This window comes from Bradyrhizobium sp. 25ACV (assembly GCF_054863005.1).
Window position 1 is genome coordinate 133,792 of record NZ_JAVAYO010000003.1, and the last position, 16,661, is coordinate 150,452.

Here is a 16,661-nt window from a genome sequence, read left to right on the forward strand (position 1 = left end):
CGCAAGCGGGAGAGGGAGAGCACCTATTATGTGGCAACGATTAGCCCGACCTCTGCGTGCCGGCTCCCAATCCGCTTTCCTCGAGCCGCGTCGCGAACCAGAGCGAGAGCGGCTGATCGATAGCGGCGCTGACATACACCTCCGACATCGTCACATGATGCTTGTCCAGCACGAGCAGCACGCCGATCCAGTAGGGAAACCAGACATGCACGTCGGTCAGCGCCCGCAGCTTGTGCTGGTCGTGCTCAAGCGGGGTGTGATTGCTCGCCTTGCGGATCTCCACGGTTAGCAGATTGTTCGGGATCTCGCGCTGATGCACGACCACATCGGGGTAGATCGACTTGCCGAGATGGTCGTCGGTCGAGATGATGGTGCCGTGCGGCAGATGCAGCGTGCGCTCACCGAGCCGGTCGTAGTTGCAGTCGACCGACCAGCCGGAGAACTGCTTCTCCAGATGCACGGCGAAGCGGTGCGTGATCGCGCGCTCGCCGATGTCCTTCTCGAACAGGAAGCCCTCGTGGGCGTAGAAGTCCCGCAGCGCCGCGATCACCTTGTTCAGCTCGGTCTGCATCGTGCCTCCGGGCTCATTTCGACCTTACGCGTCCCGACCGGTCTCTCGCACCCTCGCCCCGTTCTTACGGGGAGAGGGTGGGGTGAGGGGGCGTCTCCGCGAATTCGGTTGTGATGATAGGTCGAACGCGCGCGGCGCGCGAGTCGGATGGTCTTTTGCCTAGGCTTGCAGCCTGCCTTGCCCCTCACCCGGATTGCTACGCAATCCGACCTCTCCCCGCAGAAGAGCGGCGAGAGGTAAAAGAGGCATCCTACATCTGGACTTCGATCAGCCGCGGCCCCGGCTCGGCGACGGCTTCGGCCAACGCCTTGTTGAACTCGTCGGCATTGGTGACGGCGCGGCCGGGCACGCCCATGCCCTTGGCCAGCGCAACGAAATCCAGCGTCGGGCGGTCGAGGCGAAGCATGTCGTTGGCGCGCTGGCCGGGCTCACCGGCGCCGACATTGTCGAACTCGCCGCGCAAGATCTGGTAGATGCGGTTGGCGAACACGATGGTGACGATGTTCAGGTTCTCGCGCGCCTGGGTCCACAGCGACTGGATCGTGTACATCGCGCTGCCGTCACCGACCATGGTGATGACTTTGCGGTCCGGGCAGGCGATCGCGGCGCCGATCGACAGCGGCGTAGAGAAGCCGATCGAGCCGCCCATGTTCTGCAGCCAGTCATGCGGCGCCGCCGCCGCCGTCGGCGGGAAGAAGCCGCGGCCTGTGGTGAGGGATTCGTCGACCATGATCGCGTTCTCGGGGATCGCACAGGCGATCGCCTGCGCGATCGAGGCGAAGGTGAGCGCGCCGGTCGGCTTGATCAGCTCCTGCACCGCACGCGGCTTGACGTCCTTGGCGCTGGCCTTGACGGCGCCGGCGAGCGCTTCGAGGGCTGCGACCGAATTCTCGCCCCAGGAGGTCATGCGATGGACGTCGCAGCCCTCGGGCTTGAGCATGCTCGGCTTGTTCGGATAGGCGAAGAACGCGACGGGATCGTCGGACTCGATCAGCACGATGTGACGGAACTTGGCCAGCATCGGCAGCGCGTTCTCGATGACGTAGTGAATGCGGTCGATCGAGAAGCGGCCGCGGCCGCGCGCCATCTTGGGGCGGAAGGTCGGGCCCATCACGGTGCAGCCGGTCTTGGCGGCGATGCGCTCGGCCAGCGCCAGGCCCTGCTCGCTTAGGGCGCTGCCGGTCATCAGCAACAGCGTGCCCTCGCCGTCGCCGTGCAGGATTTTTGCGGCCTGCTCGACCGCCTGCGGCGAATAGCTGGCGCGCTGCTGCTCGGCTGGGACTTCGGCGATGCCGTCGGCCTCGTTCCAGGCGGTGTCGGCGGGCAGGATCAGGGTTGCGATCTGCCCCGGCGCGCTCTTGGCGGCGGCGATCGCGGCGGCGCCGTCGGCGGCCACCGATTTGGAGTTCGGCGAGGTCCGGACCCAGGACGACATCGGCCGGGCCAACCCCTCGATGTCGGAGGTCAGCGGCGCGTTGTAGTCGATGTGATAGACGGCATGCTGGCCGACGATGTTGACGATGCCCGAATTGGCCTTCTTGGCGTTGTGCAGGTTGGCAAGACCGTTGGCGAGGCCGGGGCCGAGATGCAGCAGGGTCGAGGCCGGCGTACCCTTCATGCGATAGTAGCCGTCGGCCGCGCCCGTCACCACGCCCTCGAACAGGCCGAGCACGCAGCGCATGCCGGGGACCCGGTCGAGCGCTGCGACAAAATGCATCTCGGAGGTTCCCGGGTTGGAGAAGCAGATGTCCACCCCGCCCTTGACCATCGTCCGCACCAGGCTTTCCGCACCGTTCATTCTTCTTGCTCCCGCAACCGCCGATTTCGAGTGAGGTATCCGACCAATCATTGTTCGCAGGCCCCGTCAAAGCAATAGAGGCCATCGCGGCCCTGCCCCGCGCGAGGATGCGCTGGTTTGGCTAACGCTTTCCCGCAAACGGCATGGTTGCCGATTTGATAACGCCTATGCTGGATGGTGTCCTCACGGGGCCGTGGCTTGCGAAAAGCCCGCAAATATGGCCTGTGCCCTTTGTTGAATCGATTTTTTGCTGGGGGAAACAATGATCCGGTTTTTTGCCGCGCCGATTGCCGCCATCGCATTGCTGTCGGCCATGGCGGGCGGCACACTCGCCGAAGAGTTCGACTCGCGCGACATCATGGGCGGCGGCCCGAACTTCTTCCGTTCCGGTGCCAACCCGGTCCCCCGCACCACCGTCATGTATAACGGCAATTACGCCCCCGGCACGATCGTGGTGAACACCAGCGAGCGGCGGCTGTATCTGGTGCTGCAGAACGGCCAGGCGCTGCGCTACGGCATCGGCGTCGGCCGCGACGGCTTCCGCTGGGGCGGGGTCCACAGGATCACTGCCAAGAAGGAATGGCCGGACTGGACGCCGCCATCGCAGATGCTGGCCCGCCGGCCGGATCTGCCGCGCCACATGAAGGGCGGCGTCGAGAATCCGCTCGGCGCGCGCGCGATGTATCTGGGCTCGACGCTCTACCGCATCCACGGCTCCAACGAGCCGGAGACGATCGGCCAGGCGGTCTCCTCGGGCTGCTTCCGCATGACCAATGACGACGTCAGCGATCTCTACGCCCGCGTCTCGGTCGGTACTACAGTGGTGGTGCTGAATAACTGACGCAAACTCTCGTAGGGTGGGCAAAGCCGGAGGATCGCGCGAACGCGCGGTCCGCCCGGCGTGCCCACGGTTTCGAGATGGTGGGCACGGCGGCGCGCCTTTGCCCACTTCTGCGATACTGTAACTCTCTTGTTACAGACAACGCCGGGAACCCGCAGGGCGCGTGAATCTGCGGTCTTGTGCGCGCGACGTGAATACGGCAGCGTCGCACGACGATGAGCGCACTCAATCCGTCCCCGGCTGCCCTTCGCATCGCCCTGCTGGCGCTCGCCGCGCTCACCTGCGCGCCCGATCCCGCGACCACGGCGGTGGCGGGCGAATTGCCCGCGGTGGCCTCGCGCCAGCGCTCCGAGAAGAAGAATTTTACCGACGGCGAGATCGTCGAGGGCTTCCTGAAGACGGCGTTCGGCGCCGAATATCACCTCGCCGGCCGCGTCGACCGCATCCGCAAGTTCGACGGACCAGTGCGCGTTTACGCCGAGAGCGACCGCACCGACCGCAAGACACAGCTCGCAAAAGTCGTGGCCGACATCGCCCATCGCGTGCAGCATCTCGACATCGCCATGATCGCGACCGCCGAAGCGGCCAATGTGCGGGTGAAGCTGGTGCGCGACCGCGACCTCTTCCGCACCATCTCCAGCTTCTATGGCGCCGAGAAGGCGCGCGAGATCCGCACCTCGCTCGACCCGCAATGCCTGTCCGGCTTCCGCAAGAACGACAATTTCGAGATCGAGCATTCCGACGTCATCCTCACCGTCGACAACGGCGATTTCGTCTTCCTCGACTGCGCCTATGAGGAGCTGCTGCAATCGCTCGGGCCCATCAACGACACCGCGAGCGTGCCCTGGACCATGTTCAACGACAACGTCTCGATGGGCTATTTCGACGTCTACGACCAGTACATCCTCAATCTGCTGTACGATCCCCGCATCAAGCCCGGCATGACCGTGGCCGAGGTCAAGGCGGTGCTGCCCGCCGTGCTCGCCGACGTGCGCACCTGGGTCAGGGAGGTGAATGATCTGAAGGAGTGAAGGCGCTTCGCGCCACCTTCTCCCACAAGGGGAGAAGGAAAAGCACGTGCGATCGCGGCGGCTTATCGCTTCAGTCTCACACCTTCCTTGCCTTCGACATCAGGAACTGCTGGCGCATCACATTGTGGCCGGCGTCGAAATATTCCGAGATCAGCGCCTCGAACTCGGCTCGGAAGCTCTTGAGCTTGTCCGGCTCGTCCTTGTACTGGGCGACGAGCTTGATCAAAGGGCCGATCGTCGCTTCCATGGTGCGGCGGAAATGCTGCGGGCTGAGGGCGGACGGCGTCATCATGTCCATCTCGAAGGAGAGGTCCTTCGTTCTCCCCGCGAGACGCTCGGCGACGATCTTCGGATCGCCCCACAACACCGGCGATGCCACGCCCTCGGGCGGAGGCAGATGGCGGCCGATCAGCGCGAACATCCGCCCGACATACAGATGCGGCGGCCAGGTGGAGAAGGCGATGGTGCCGCCGGGCTTCAGCACGCGCAGCATCTCGCCGATCGCGACGTCCGGACGCGGCGCGAACATGTGGCCGAACTGGCTGAGCACCACGTCGAACTCGTTGTCGCCATAGGGCAGGCTTTCGGCGTCGCCGTCCTTGAAGTCGACATCGAGGTTCATCAATTGCGCATGCTCGCGGGCGCGTTCGATCAGGACCGGCGACAGATCGAGACCCCTGACCTTCGCACCGCGGCGCGCCGCCGTGATCGCGACCACGCCGGTGCCGCAGCCGACGTCGAGCAGCCTTTGGCCGGCGGCAACGCCGGCAAAATTTGCAAGCCTGGCCGCGCTGGGTGTCGTGAAGACCTCCATCGGCGTGAATAGCGACCACGCCTCCTTCTGGACTGCCTTGAAAGCTGCAAACGGGTCCTGCGCAGTCATGGAACTCTCCCTTTGCTCGAGGTCGATCTTCATGAGGCTGGCGAAGGTCGCCGAAGGTTCAACGCAGCCGCATGGCTCCGCGGCAACGCGGATGCCGGGGCCTTCGCCTCGCCGAAGCGGCTTCGGCCGCGCCGCAACACGGCCCAACAGCTCGTATTGTGGATTAGCGTCAGCGTAATCCACCTCTTCTGCTTCCGCATCGAAAGAAGTGGTGGGTTACGCCCCGCGGACTGCGCTTCGCGCATCCGCGCAGCCAACCCACCCTACGATTACTGCACCAGATCGGCCACCGTCGTCGCGGCCTTCAGGCCGGTGCCGGTGAGGACCGCGACCGTGGTCTCGGCCGCCTTGATGGCACCGGTGGCGGATAGTTTTTCCAGCGCGGAGGCAGCACTTGCACTGGTCGGCTCGACGAACAGGCCCTGCCGCGCAAGGCGTCGCAGGGCGGCGACGATCTCGTCCTCAGTCAGCGCGACAGTGCCGCCGCCGCTCTCGCGCAAGGCCGCGATGATCTCGCGCAGGCGCAGCGGGTGCTTGATAGCGGTGCCTTCGGCGATGGTCTTGCTCACCTCGCGCGCAACCGGCGTATCGACGCCGGCCTGAAAACTCGCATCGATTGGCGAGCAATTGAGCGGCTGCGCCGCGAATAGCCGCGGCAATTTTGTGATCTGCCCGGCCTTCAGCAGCTCGCGGAAACCGAAGGCGCAGCCGAGCAGAGAGCTGCCGGCGCCGACGGGAACGATGACGTTGTCGGGCGCGCGAAAGCCGAGGTCTTCCCAGATCTCATAGGCGAGCGATTTGGTACCTTCGAGGAAGAACGGCTGCCAATTGTGGCTGGCATAAAACGTCTGGCTTGACTGCCGGATGGCTTCCGCTTCCGATTCCTCGCGCGGGCCCTCGACGAGCTGCACCGCGGCGCCGTAAGCGCGCACCTGCGCGATCTTCGCCGGCGACGTCGAGGCCGGCGCCAAAATCTTCACGCGCATGCCCCCGGCGGCACCGAGCCCGGCCATCGACGAACCGCCATTGCCGGACGAGTCTTCCAGAATCGCGTTGACGCCGATCTGCCGCAGGAACGACAGCATCACCGCCGAGCCGCGGTCCTTGAAGCTGCCGGTCGGGTTGAACCATTCGAGCTTGAACAAAGGCCGCAACTCGCCCCAATCCTGCTGCACCAGCGGCGTGCAGCCTTCGCCGAGCGTGATCGGAGTCTTGATCTCCACCGGCAGCGCCGCGCGGTAGCGCCAGAGCGAGCGCGTGCGGCCGTCAATGTCCTCGCGCGAGATCCCCGCCCCCGGCGTCACCAGAAGCGGCGTGCGCTCGTCCGAGCACCAGCGCGGCTGGTCGAGCGGATAGAGGTTTCCATTGCGGGGGTCGATGTAGCTGGCGGGCATGGGGTCTCCGGGGCGGGCAGTCGATCCAGTCGATATGTCTGAATATGCGGGTTTTATCCAGTCGCTCGTTGGAACGCCGGCGCGCCCCTGCCCCTTCAAAAATTCAAGCAATTACATACATATACGGCGTAGCGCGGCGTCGCTCGTCCATCCGGGCGAGCGCGGGAACGTACCTAGGGACCAGACCTCACGATTAACTTGTCTGTCGCGTCTTGCCGCTACAATATGTTGGATTGAGCTTGCGTCGCCGATGGTCCGCGTCGGCAACGCGACCGAGCCAGGCCCGTCCGAGCGGCGGGCCGTTGGCTTTTTGGGAGTTTGGTCATGAGCCGCGCGAACCGTACCGACCACATCCGCCTGACTTCGCATCCGGAGCCGGGCCGGAAGTCCGCCTTCCCGATCCACTGGGGCGCCACTGACGCGCGCGCCCGCGGACCGATCATCGGCACAGTCTCGCGCGCCGGGGATCGCAACGTGATCGGCAGCCATGGCGGGTCCTATGCGATGTACCGCGCGCTCGCGGTGTCCGCCGGCGCACTCGATCCGATTCGCAGGCCCGACCTCACCAACACCTTTCCGGCCGCGACCATCGGGCCGTTTCCTCAATGGAGCGATCCCACCAAGATCGTTGCGCTCGATCCGTGGGGGCATCTGGTCGCCGAGAATTTCGGCAAGGAGATCGCAGAAGGCTCCGACATCCGCCCGAGCATCGCCGTGACGCGGGCGCGGCTCGACCTGCCGGAGATCCGCGAGGCGCTGGCCGCGAAACGCTTACGCGCAGACGGCGAGGTCGTGCATGCCAATGGCAGCGTCTCCGTCGTGAAGATCGCGATCGATCCGGTCTGGTACCTGCCGGGGCTTGCGGCGCGCTTCGGCACCGCTGAGACCGAGCTGCGGCGCACGCTGTTCGAGCAGACCGCCGGCATGTTCCCCGAGCTCGTGACGCGGCCGGACATGAAGGTGTTCCTGCCGCCGATCGGCGGCACCACGGTCTACATGTTCGGCGATGTAACGAAACTGCCGGACCATCGCACAAAAATCACCTGCCGCGTGCATGACGAGTGCAACGGCTCCGACGTGTTCGGCTCCGACATCTGCACCTGTCGGCCCTATCTGATCCACGGCATCGAGGAATCCGCGCGCGGCGCGCAGGAAGGCGGGCTCGGGCTCGTCGTCTACAACCGCAAGGAAGGCCGCGCGCTCGGCGAGGTCACCAAATTCCTGGTCTACAATGCGCGCAAGCGCCAGGAGGACGGCGATGCGGCCGCCGCCTATTTCGAGCGCACCGAATGCGTCGCCGGCGTCCAGGATGCGCGCTTCCAGCAATTGATGCCGGATACGATCCACTGGCTCGGCCTGAAGCGCATCGACCGCTTCCTGTCGATGAGCGACATGAAGCATGACGCGCTGACCTCCCAAGGCATCGACATCGTCGAGCGCGTGCCGATCCCTCCGGAGCTGATTCCCGCCGACGCCTATGTCGAGATCGCCGCGAAGAAGGCAGCCGGCTATTACTCGACCGACATCGCGCCCGAGAAGGACGTGGACGGCGTGGTCGGGCGTTCGCTGGAAAAATACTGATCGCGCGATGGCGGACGCTTTGGAATTGCAAGCACGCTCGCTGCTCACCGCAGATGCGGTGCGCGCGCGGGCCGGGCAGATGCTGCAGATCGGCCTTGCCGGCGGCCTCCGCCACTTCACGATCGATCTCGACCGGATGGATGGCGTCGCGGAGGCCGTGCTCGCGGTGACGCGAAAAGCCTATCCGGCGCTGAAGATTCCCTTCCATGCGCGCTGGCGGCATTTCGTGCTCGGCGGCGCCGACCGCTGGGCCAAGCTTGCCGACGCGGCTTCGTGGCCGGACCGCGCGGCGCGGGCGCGCGCCGAGTTCGACCTTGCCATCGTCAGCGTGCTGCTCGATGCCGGCGCGGGCGCGGCCTGGCGCTATCGCGATACCATGAGCGGCGAAAGCATCGGCCGGTCCGAGGGGCTGGCGCTCGCGAGCCTCGACATGTTTGCGAGCGGACTTTTCTCGGGCGATGCACGCGCGCCGTTCAGGGCCGATGCGGACGTGATGGCAAAACTGCCCCTCGCATCCCTCACCTCTGCCTTTCAGGTGAGCGATGCCAATCCCCTGGTCGGGCTGGAGGGGCGCACCGATCTGTTGCGGCGTCTTGGCCGGCACGTCGCCGAGCGCGCCGACGTTTTCGGCTTGAATGATACGCCGCGCCCGGGCGGCCTGTTCGATCACATCGCGGCGCAGGCCAAGGGCGGCGCCATTGCCGCACCGGCGATCCTGTCGGCGGTGCTGAATCAGCTCGGACCGATCTGGCCCTCGCGGCTCGAACTCGCGAAAATTCCGCTCGGCGATTGCTGGCGCCACCCCGCGATCAAGGCCGATGACGAAACCGCGGTCCTCGTGCCGCTGCACAAGCTGTCGCAATGGCTGAGCTATTCGCTGATCGAGCCGCTGCAGCGCGCCGGCCTCGATGTGACTGACATCGACGGCCTCACCGGGCTTGCCGAATACCGCAATGGCGGGCTGTTCGTCGATCACGAGGTGCTGCGCCTGCGCGACGCCGCGGATGCCGAGCGCGCGCATGCGGTGGACTCGCTGCTCGTGGTGGAATGGCGTGCGCTGACGGTCGCGCTGCTGGACCGGCTGGCCGAACTGGTTCGCACAAAACTCGGCCGCACGCCGGAGTCGCTGCCGCTCGCCAGCATTCTGGAAGGCGGCACCTGGGCCGCGGGCCGCGCCATTGCCTTTGCGCGCCGGCCCGATGGATCACCCCCGCTCAAGGTCATCAGCGACGGCACTGTGTTTTAACCCTCTCCCCTTGTGGGAGAGGGTGCCTCGCGACAGCGAGGCGGGTGAGGGGTCTGTCTCCGCGACCCATCTCTCAGTGAAGTTCGCGGAGACGACCCCTCATCCGGCGCTTCGCGCCACCTTCTCCCACAAGGGGAGAAGGGAAGAAGAAGAGCATCCCATCATGGAAGGCGTCACGATCGTCGATCATCCGCTGGTGCAGCACAAGCTGACGCTGGTGCGGGACAAATCGATTTCAACAAAGTCGTTCCGCGAGCTGATCAAGGAGATCGGCATGCTGCTTTGCTACGAGGTGACGCGCGATTTGCCGCTCGCGGATACCGTGATCGAGACGCCGCTGGCGACGATGCACTCGGCCAAGATCGCCGGCAAGAAGCTGGTGTTCGTGCCGATGCTGCGCGCCGGCACCACCTTTGTCGACGGCATGATGGACCTGGTGCCGACCGCGCGCGTCGCCCATATCGGGCTCTACCGCGAGCCGCACAGCTTTGCCGCGGTCGAGTACTTCTTCAAATCACCATCCGATCTCGGCGAGCGCCTCGCCATCGTGGTGACGCCTGTCGTCGCGACCGCCAACACGGCGGTGGCCGCGATCGACCGGCTGAAGGAGCGCGGCGCCAGGGACATCCGCCTCGCCTGCCTGATCGCAGCGCCCGAAGGGCTCGAGCGGCTGCGCGGATTGCATCCGGACGTTCCGATCTGGACTGCTGCGGTGGATGAAGGCCTCGACGAGAACGGCTTTATTTTGCCGGGCCTCGGCGACGCCGGCGACCGCGCTTACGGGACGCGGTAAGCGGAAAGCTCAAATTTTCCCGCTGCCGCAGATCAGCTTCAGCGACTGCCATTCCTTGTCCGTCAGCAACGGCGGGCCGCTGGTGGGACGATCCTCTTTCGTCATGCGGGCGAGACGATCCTCGGTCAGCGGATGGCTGGCGAGGATATTTGTCAGGCCAGAGCCGCCCTCCTTGCCGGTGATGCGGAACATCAATTCAGCCGCAGGCTTCGGCGAGCGGCCGAGCTTGTGCATGATCTCGATCGCGAATGTATCGGCAGCGGTCTCGGCCTCGCGCGAATAGGAGGCTTCGACGACGGTGCGTGAGGCAAAGATCACGGCGGATGAGCCGGTGACGTCGCCGAACAACAGACCGATCAGGAATGAGGTGCCGCCGTTGTAGATCAGCCCGCGCATGTTGTCGTAATGCTTGAGATGGCCGAGCTCGTGGGCGAGGATGCCGGCGAGCTCGTCGGGGTTTTGCGCCTTGTCGAGCAGCCCTCTCAGCACGTAGACCTTGCCGCCGGGCAGCGCGAACGCATTCGGCACCGCGGTCGGCAGCACGCCCGCCGTCATGGAATCATCGTCGAGGCCGGCGGCATCGCGCAGGCGGTTGACCAGCTTTGTGAACGCGGCCTTACCCGCGGGGTCTTCGCACACGCTGCGGCCGAAGATGGTCTTCACCTGGACTTCGGAGGCATCGCCGATGCGCCGCTCGATCGGTTTCGGCACCAGCGGTGCAAGCCGGTCGGCGGCGAGCGGCACGCCGAACAGCACGACGCAGACGATGGAGACGGTGGCGGCCACCGACCAGCCGACGATTTTTGCGACGCCGCGGCGCGAGGTCCGGTGCTCGTCGAGATGGGTGCAGCGGACGGTCACGTCTGCCGCGAGCACAGCGTCGCGGATCTCGAGCCGCGCCAGCGGCGGCGCCGTGGTGCAGGCCAGACGCAAAATCCCGGGTGGACTGTCGGCGCGGCGAATGTCGGCATAGGACCAGCGAACCGGCGTTCCGCCCTCCTCAAGAATCTCGAGCGCATCGGCGAACGCCAGCGTCACCTGCCGCCGGCGGCTCGACGTGCCGTCGAAGAAGATGGTCGGCTTGGCGGCCTGCGCCGGAGCCTCGGCAAACACGTCACTCACAGCTCAGAATCCCGCGACATCGAGCCCGTCGGCAAAACCTTCGCCGAGCGCGCTGGCAAGCTGACCGCTGCCGCGCACATCCGCCGCAGCTCCGATATTGTGCACCTCGACGGTCTCCAGCACCTTGGCCCAGAGATCACGCTGAAGATAGACCCGCATGACGATGTTGATCGCAAGCGCCAGCGCGAGATAGCCTGCTACCATCATCACCACCATCGGGATGCTCCTGGCGGCATTGTCGGAGCCGAACACCTGATCGGCGGGAACGCCGCTCAGCTGGACGACCAGCAAGGCGGAGCCGCCGAGATAGGCGGAGAACACCATCGAGAGCAGCGTCCACCAGCCGATCACCTTCCAGTACAGGCCGTAGAAGGCGTTGTGCGGCAGGTCCGAGGACAGGCTGATGCCGCCGATGCGGATGCCGTCGAGCCACCAGCGCCATTCGCGCGCCTTGAATTCCGCATAGAAGAACGGCGCGAGCGGGAAGATCACCAGCGCGATCGGGCTGAGCAGCCACAGCCACCAGCCGCGCTTGAAGAAGGTCCAGCCGTTGCCCTCGAAATCGCCGCGGAGATCGCCGTAATGGGTGTGCTGCATCTTGTAGCGCTCGAGCGCGGCCGCGCGCCAGGGCAGCGCCAGGCCAAGCGTCAGGAATACCAGCAAGCCCCACGCCATGGCGCGGAACGAATAGGCCCAGCCCGACCCGTCCATCCAGAAGCGGACGCCGCGCCAAACGGTGCGCGTCAACCGGTAACGTCGCGCGCGAAAAATCGCGAACTGGCCGAAGGCGTAGAAGCCGATGAACAGCGGCGTCGAGGCAAAACCTTGCCAGCGCTCGAACTCGATGCCGATCAGGAAGTAGGCGAGGTAGATCGGCACCAGGATCGCGAGCGCAAACAGGAAGCCGACCAGCAGCTCCTTGGCGCGGCCGGTATATTCGGCGGCATCGCCGTCGATCGCGGTGTTCGCCCACAGATGACGGCGGATGTCGGTGACGAGCCAGAACCGGTAGAAGCCGAAGGTGACGAGCTCCAGCATGGCACCCTTGGTGACCATTTTCCGGAACTCGGAGCGGTCACCGCTGAAATCGACCCGCGTGGGCGGCAGCGGCGGGGGTAAGGGCTCGGAGCCGATCGGCGTCCATTGCATGTCGTTCACGGCGGCAACCTCGGGATGCGGTCTTGATCGGGTCAAACTATAGATCAGAGGTTGGTCGGCCCCCAAGATGGCAGGGTTCGATTTACCTCGATTCCAGTCGGTTTCTGGCACGTTTTCACGACAAAGGGTGTGCGGAGGGTCACGCTGATCGAGATCCCGTAGCCCGGATGGAGCGTCAGCGTAATCCGGGGAGTGGTCGTTGCGGCCCGATCCCCGGATTACGCGGAGCCTGTCATCGGGCGGCGCTTTGCGCCGACCCGTTGGCTCCATCCGGGCTACGCGCCCGGCCACGCCCAAAGGTTGGATGTGACAAAACTCTCCCTTGCTCCGGCGCAGACAACCGGCTGTAATTACAAATCAAATACCGCAGCGCAGAATTCAACGAGAACGCGCGGTACGTGCCAGGGAGAACGGTCATGCATGGGACCATCGAGAGCGCGGCCAAGCTCGACGCCCTTCGCGAGCGCGCCACGACACTGCCGCTGGAGCAATTCGATCCGGGCGATCCGGAACTGTTCAGGACCGATACGTTCTGGCCGTATTTCGATCGGCTGCGCCGGGAAGATCCTGTGCACTACTGCAAGGATTCGATGTTCGGCCCGTACTGGTCGGTGACGCGCTACAACGACATCATGGAGATCGAGACCAACCACGCGGTGTTCTCCTCGGCGTCTTCGCTCGGCGGCATCACCATCCGCGACATCGATCCGGACCTGCGCCGCGAGAGCTTCATCTCGATGGATCCGCCGCGCCATGCGGCGCAGCGCAAGACCGTGGCGCCGATGTTCACGCCGACGCACCTGGACAACCTCGCCCTCAACATCCGCAAGCGCTCGGCCGAGTGCCTGGACAATCTGCCCCGCGGCGAGGTGTTCGACTGGGTCGACCGCGTCTCGATCGAGCTCACCACCCAGATGCTGGCGGTGCTGTTCGACTTTCCCTGGGAGGACCGCCGCAAGCTGACGCGCTGGTCCGACATCGCGACCACGATTCCCGGCCCCGACGGACTTGTCGCCACCGAGGACGAGCGTCAGGCCGAGCTGACCGAATGCGCCGGCTATTTTGCGCGGCTGTGGAAGGAGCGTATCGCGCAGCCGCCGAAGAGCGACCTGTTGTCGATGATGGCGCATGGCGCCGCGACGCGCGACATGGACGCCAAGAACTTCCTCGGCAATCTCGTGCTTTTGATCGTCGGCGGCAACGACACCACGCGCAACACCATGTCGGGCTCGCTCCACGCGCTGAGCCAGCATCCGGAACAGTATCGCAAGCTGCGTGAAAACCCCGCATTGCTCGATAGTTTCGTCCCCGAGGTGATCCGCTGGCAGACGCCGCTGGCCCATATGCGGCGCACCGCGCTCGCCGACTTCGAGTTCCGCGGCAAAGAGATCAAGAAAGGTGACAAGGTCGTGATGTGGTACGTCTCGGGAAACCGCGACGAAGAGGCAATCGAGAAGCCCTACGACTTCATCATTGACCGCGCCCGTCCGCGCACGCATCTGTCCTTCGGCTTCGGCATCCACCGCTGCGTCGGCCTCAGGCTTGCCGAACTCCAGCTCAAGATTATCTGGGAAGAGATCCTGAAGCGGTTCGACCATATCGACGTCGTCGGCGAACCGAAGCGGGTCTATTCGAGTTTCGTGAAGGGTCTGGAAGAACTGCCGGTGAAGATTGCGGCGTGAGACAACTCCCTCTCCCCGCCTGCGGGGAGAGGCGAGGAAAGAACCAATTGGAGCCACGACGATGAACATCCAAGCGCCGGTTAAAGTGGACAAGGCCGAACGCATGCGCAGGGCCCGCGAGGAGGCCTATGCGACGCCGTTGGCGCAGTTCCACCCGGGCGCGCCCCGGCTGTTCCAGGATGACACGCTGTGGCCGTGGTTCGAGCGGCTGCGCAAGGAAGAGCCGGTGCATTACTGCACCAACGCGCCGATCGAGCCGTACTGGTCGGTGGTGAAATACAACGACATCATGCATGTCGACACCAATCACGGCATCTTCTCCTCGGACTCGACGCTCGGCGGCATCTCGATCCGCGACGTGCCGGAAGGCTACGACTATCCGAGCTTCATCGCGATGGACCAACCTAGGCATTCGTCGCAGCGCAAGACGGTGTCGCCGATGTTCACGCCGACACATCTGGACGAGCTGGCAAAGCTGATCCGCCAGCGCTCGCAGACGGTGCTCGACAATCTGCCGCGCAACGAGACCTTCAACTTCGTCGAGCGCGTCTCGATCGAGTTGACGACGCAGATGCTCGCCACCCTGTTCGACTTCCCCTGGGAGGAGCGGCGCAAGCTGACGCGCTGGTCGGACGTTTCGACCGCGCTGCCCAAGAGCGGCATCGTCGCCTCCGCCGAAGAGCGCCGCCGCGAGATGGACGAATGTTACGCCTACATGTCCAAGCTGTGGAACGAGCGCGTCAACTCGGCACCGCGCAACGATCTGCTGTCGCTGATGGCGCACAACGATGCCACGCGCCACATGGACCCCGACAACCTCATGGGCAACATCATCCTGCTCATCGTCGGCGGCAACGACACCACGCGCAACACCATGACCGGCTCGGTGCTGGCGCTGAACGAGAACCCGGAGCAATACGACAAGCTGCGCGCCAATCCGGAGCTGATCGACTCCATGGTGCCCGAGGTGATCCGCTGGCAGACGCCGCTGGCGCATATGCGCCGCACCGCGTTGCAAGACACCGAGATCGGCGGCAAGCACATCAGGAAGGGCGACCGTGTGGTGATGTGGTACGTCTCCGGCAACCGCGACGAGGAGATGTTCGAGAAGCCGAACGACTTCATCATCGACCGCCCGCGCCCACGCACTCACCTCTCCTTCGGCTTCGGCATCCACCGCTGCGTCGGCATGCGCCTCGCCGAGCTGCAGCTGCGCATCGTCTGGGAAGAGATGCTGAAGCGCTTCGACCGCATCGAGGTGGTCGGCGAGCCCAAGCGGATCTATTCGAGCTTCATCAAGGGATATGAGACGCTGCCGGTGCGGATTCCGGGCTGATCGCGCTTCCGCGGCACGCTCGACACTCTCCCCTCACCCCGAGGAGCCTGCAAAGCAGGCGTCTCGAAGGGCGAGGCCACAAGCCGGGCCTGCATCCTTCGAGACGCGCGCAAGGGCGCGCTCCTCAGGATGAGGGGCAAATACCCCAGCTATAAAATCTCGGCATGACAGCTCGCGCCAGATGCGAAGGCAAGGCGGCGCCTGACTGTTCTACGACACAAACGCATCTAACTCAATTTGATGTCCCAGACGCCTTCCTTGCGGCAGGCGGCGACTTCCTCTCGCAGGAGCGCCGTGACGGCGAGCGAAGCCGTCGAGACCGGGCGGTCGATCGGAGAAGCGAAAATGAGCTCGCGCGTCATCGGCTTGGATACCGGCGCGGTTTCCAGCCGCCCGTCCGCGACCTCGCCGTGGACCGACGACGGCGGCAGCAGCGCGAAGCCGAGCCCCTCCTCGACCAGGCTGGTCAGCACGCGAAACGAATCCGCCTCGAGCTGGACGTCGAGCTTGATCTTGCGCTGGGCGGCCGCGTGCTCGATCAGCGCGCGGAGGCCGTGGGAATGACTCGGCAGCACCAGCCGTTGCCGCAGCAACCAGCCGATGTCGACGTTCTTCTTGCGCGCGAGGCCGCAGCCGCGCGGACCGACCGCCACGATGTTGTCGCGCCCCAGGCTCTCCACGTTGAGATGCAGATCGGCGGAGCGGCCGTAGAGGATGGCGAGATCCATCTCGCCGCGATGCAGCCATTCGACGAGATGGCCGCTGTAGCTCTCGACGATGCGCAGCGAGATGCCGGGGAATTTTTCGACGCAGCGCCGCGCAAAGCGTGCCGACAGCACGCAGCTCACGGTGGGAACGAGGCCGAGCACGACCTGGCCCGACGGCGGCCCTTTGGACGACTGGATGTCGTCGCGGATCTGGTCGATCTGCCGCACGATGCCGGAGGTGCGCGCCAGCAGCAGGCGCCCTGCCTCTGTGAGCACCATGCCGCGGCCGTTGCGGGTGAACAGCTCGGTGCGCAGCTCGTGTTCCAGCAGCTTGATCTGCCTGGAAAGCGCCGGCTGCGCCACGCGCAGCGTGTCGGAAGCCTTGCTCAGACTGCCGAGCTCCGCCACGCAACTGAAGGTCCTGAGCTGCCGGAAATCCATGCTTGCCAATCCTGGAAGGCTACTCCATACGCTATAACAAATGAGCATAGGGGGCTGGCGTTGTTTTCACAACGCCT

Annotated in this window: 14 protein-coding genes; 7 read left to right on the plus strand and 7 right to left on the minus strand. The window is 65.1% G+C overall.

Going from position 1 to position 16,661, the window contains the following annotated elements:
* Nucleotides 1–40: 40 nt before the first annotated feature.
* Together RAD04_RS07720 and RAD04_RS07725 are read right to left on the minus strand one after the other, a co-directional pair.
* Nucleotides 41–571 (minus strand): hypothetical protein, encoded by a 531-nt coding sequence (locus RAD04_RS07720; protein ID WP_461623286.1) that lies wholly within the window; start codon nucleotides 569–571, stop codon nucleotides 41–43.
* Between the two features lie 250 nt (nucleotides 572–821).
* Nucleotides 822–2,369 (minus strand): acetolactate synthase large subunit, encoded by a 1,548-nt coding sequence (locus RAD04_RS07725; protein ID WP_461623287.1) that lies wholly within the window; start codon nucleotides 2,367–2,369, stop codon nucleotides 822–824.
* 262 nt (nucleotides 2,370–2,631) lie between these two features.
* Between RAD04_RS07725 and RAD04_RS07730 the strand changes: the two genes are divergently transcribed.
* On the plus strand, nucleotides 2,632–3,210 hold the full coding sequence (locus RAD04_RS07730; protein WP_461623288.1) for a L,D-transpeptidase: 579 nt from the start codon (nucleotides 2,632–2,634) through the stop codon (nucleotides 3,208–3,210).
* A 215-nt stretch (nucleotides 3,211–3,425) separates the two neighbouring features.
* Nucleotides 3,426–4,241, plus strand: coding sequence for a DUF2927 domain-containing protein (locus RAD04_RS07735; protein WP_461623289.1), 816 nt, complete (start codon nucleotides 3,426–3,428; stop codon nucleotides 4,239–4,241).
* A 76-nt stretch (nucleotides 4,242–4,317) separates the two neighbouring features.
* On the opposite strand, the gene RAD04_RS07740 is transcribed toward RAD04_RS07735, so the two are convergent.
* Together RAD04_RS07740 and RAD04_RS07745 are read right to left on the minus strand one after the other, a co-directional pair.
* The gene (locus tag RAD04_RS07740; RefSeq protein ID WP_461623290.1) at nucleotides 4,318–5,124 is read right to left on the minus strand and encodes a class I SAM-dependent methyltransferase; all 807 of its coding nucleotides are present in this window, start codon (nucleotides 5,122–5,124) and stop codon (nucleotides 4,318–4,320) included.
* Between the two features lie 269 nt (nucleotides 5,125–5,393).
* Complete coding sequence (locus RAD04_RS07745) at nucleotides 5,394–6,518, minus strand: threonine synthase (RefSeq protein WP_461623291.1); 1,125 nt, start codon at nucleotides 6,516–6,518, stop codon at nucleotides 5,394–5,396.
* A 324-nt stretch (nucleotides 6,519–6,842) separates the two neighbouring features.
* On the opposite strand from RAD04_RS07745, the gene RAD04_RS07750 reads away from it, so the two are divergent.
* The 3 genes from RAD04_RS07750 (at nucleotide 6,843) to upp (ending at nucleotide 10,138) form a co-directional block, all read left to right on the plus strand.
* Nucleotides 6,843–8,099 (plus strand): GTP cyclohydrolase II, encoded by a 1,257-nt coding sequence (locus RAD04_RS07750; protein WP_104465600.1) that lies wholly within the window; start codon nucleotides 6,843–6,845, stop codon nucleotides 8,097–8,099.
* A gap of 7 nt (nucleotides 8,100–8,106) precedes the next feature.
* Nucleotides 8,107–9,345, plus strand: coding sequence for a URC4/urg3 family protein (locus RAD04_RS07755; protein WP_461623292.1), 1,239 nt, complete (start codon nucleotides 8,107–8,109; stop codon nucleotides 9,343–9,345).
* A 163-nt stretch (nucleotides 9,346–9,508) separates the two neighbouring features.
* Nucleotides 9,509–10,138 (plus strand): uracil phosphoribosyltransferase, encoded by a 630-nt coding sequence (gene upp / locus RAD04_RS07760; RefSeq protein WP_018317218.1) that lies wholly within the window; start codon nucleotides 9,509–9,511, stop codon nucleotides 10,136–10,138.
* A 9-nt stretch (nucleotides 10,139–10,147) separates the two neighbouring features.
* Here upp and RAD04_RS07765 read toward each other — a convergent pair whose 3' ends face one another.
* Complete coding sequence (locus tag RAD04_RS07765; protein ID WP_461623293.1) at nucleotides 10,148–11,260, minus strand: M48 family metallopeptidase; 1,113 nt, start codon at nucleotides 11,258–11,260, stop codon at nucleotides 10,148–10,150.
* Nucleotides 11,261–11,263: 3 nt separating this feature from the next.
* Nucleotides 11,264–12,418, minus strand: coding sequence for a YjgN family protein (locus RAD04_RS07770; RefSeq protein ID WP_461623294.1), 1,155 nt, complete (start codon nucleotides 12,416–12,418; stop codon nucleotides 11,264–11,266).
* A 416-nt stretch (nucleotides 12,419–12,834) separates the two neighbouring features.
* On the opposite strand from RAD04_RS07770, the gene RAD04_RS07775 reads away from it, so the two are divergent.
* The gene (locus RAD04_RS07775) at nucleotides 12,835–14,100 is read left to right on the plus strand and encodes a cytochrome P450 (protein WP_461616792.1); all 1,266 of its coding nucleotides are present in this window, start codon (nucleotides 12,835–12,837) and stop codon (nucleotides 14,098–14,100) included.
* Between the two features lie 61 nt (nucleotides 14,101–14,161).
* The gene (locus RAD04_RS07780; RefSeq protein ID WP_461623295.1) at nucleotides 14,162–15,436 is read left to right on the plus strand and encodes a cytochrome P450; all 1,275 of its coding nucleotides are present in this window, start codon (nucleotides 14,162–14,164) and stop codon (nucleotides 15,434–15,436) included.
* Nucleotides 15,437–15,663: 227 nt separating this feature from the next.
* Here the strand turns inward: RAD04_RS07780 and RAD04_RS07785 are convergent, their stop codons facing one another.
* A complete protein-coding gene (locus RAD04_RS07785) occupies nucleotides 15,664–16,584 on the minus strand; it encodes a LysR substrate-binding domain-containing protein (RefSeq protein ID WP_183236919.1) in 921 nt (306 codons plus the stop codon).
* Nucleotides 16,585–16,661 lie beyond the last annotated feature (77 nt).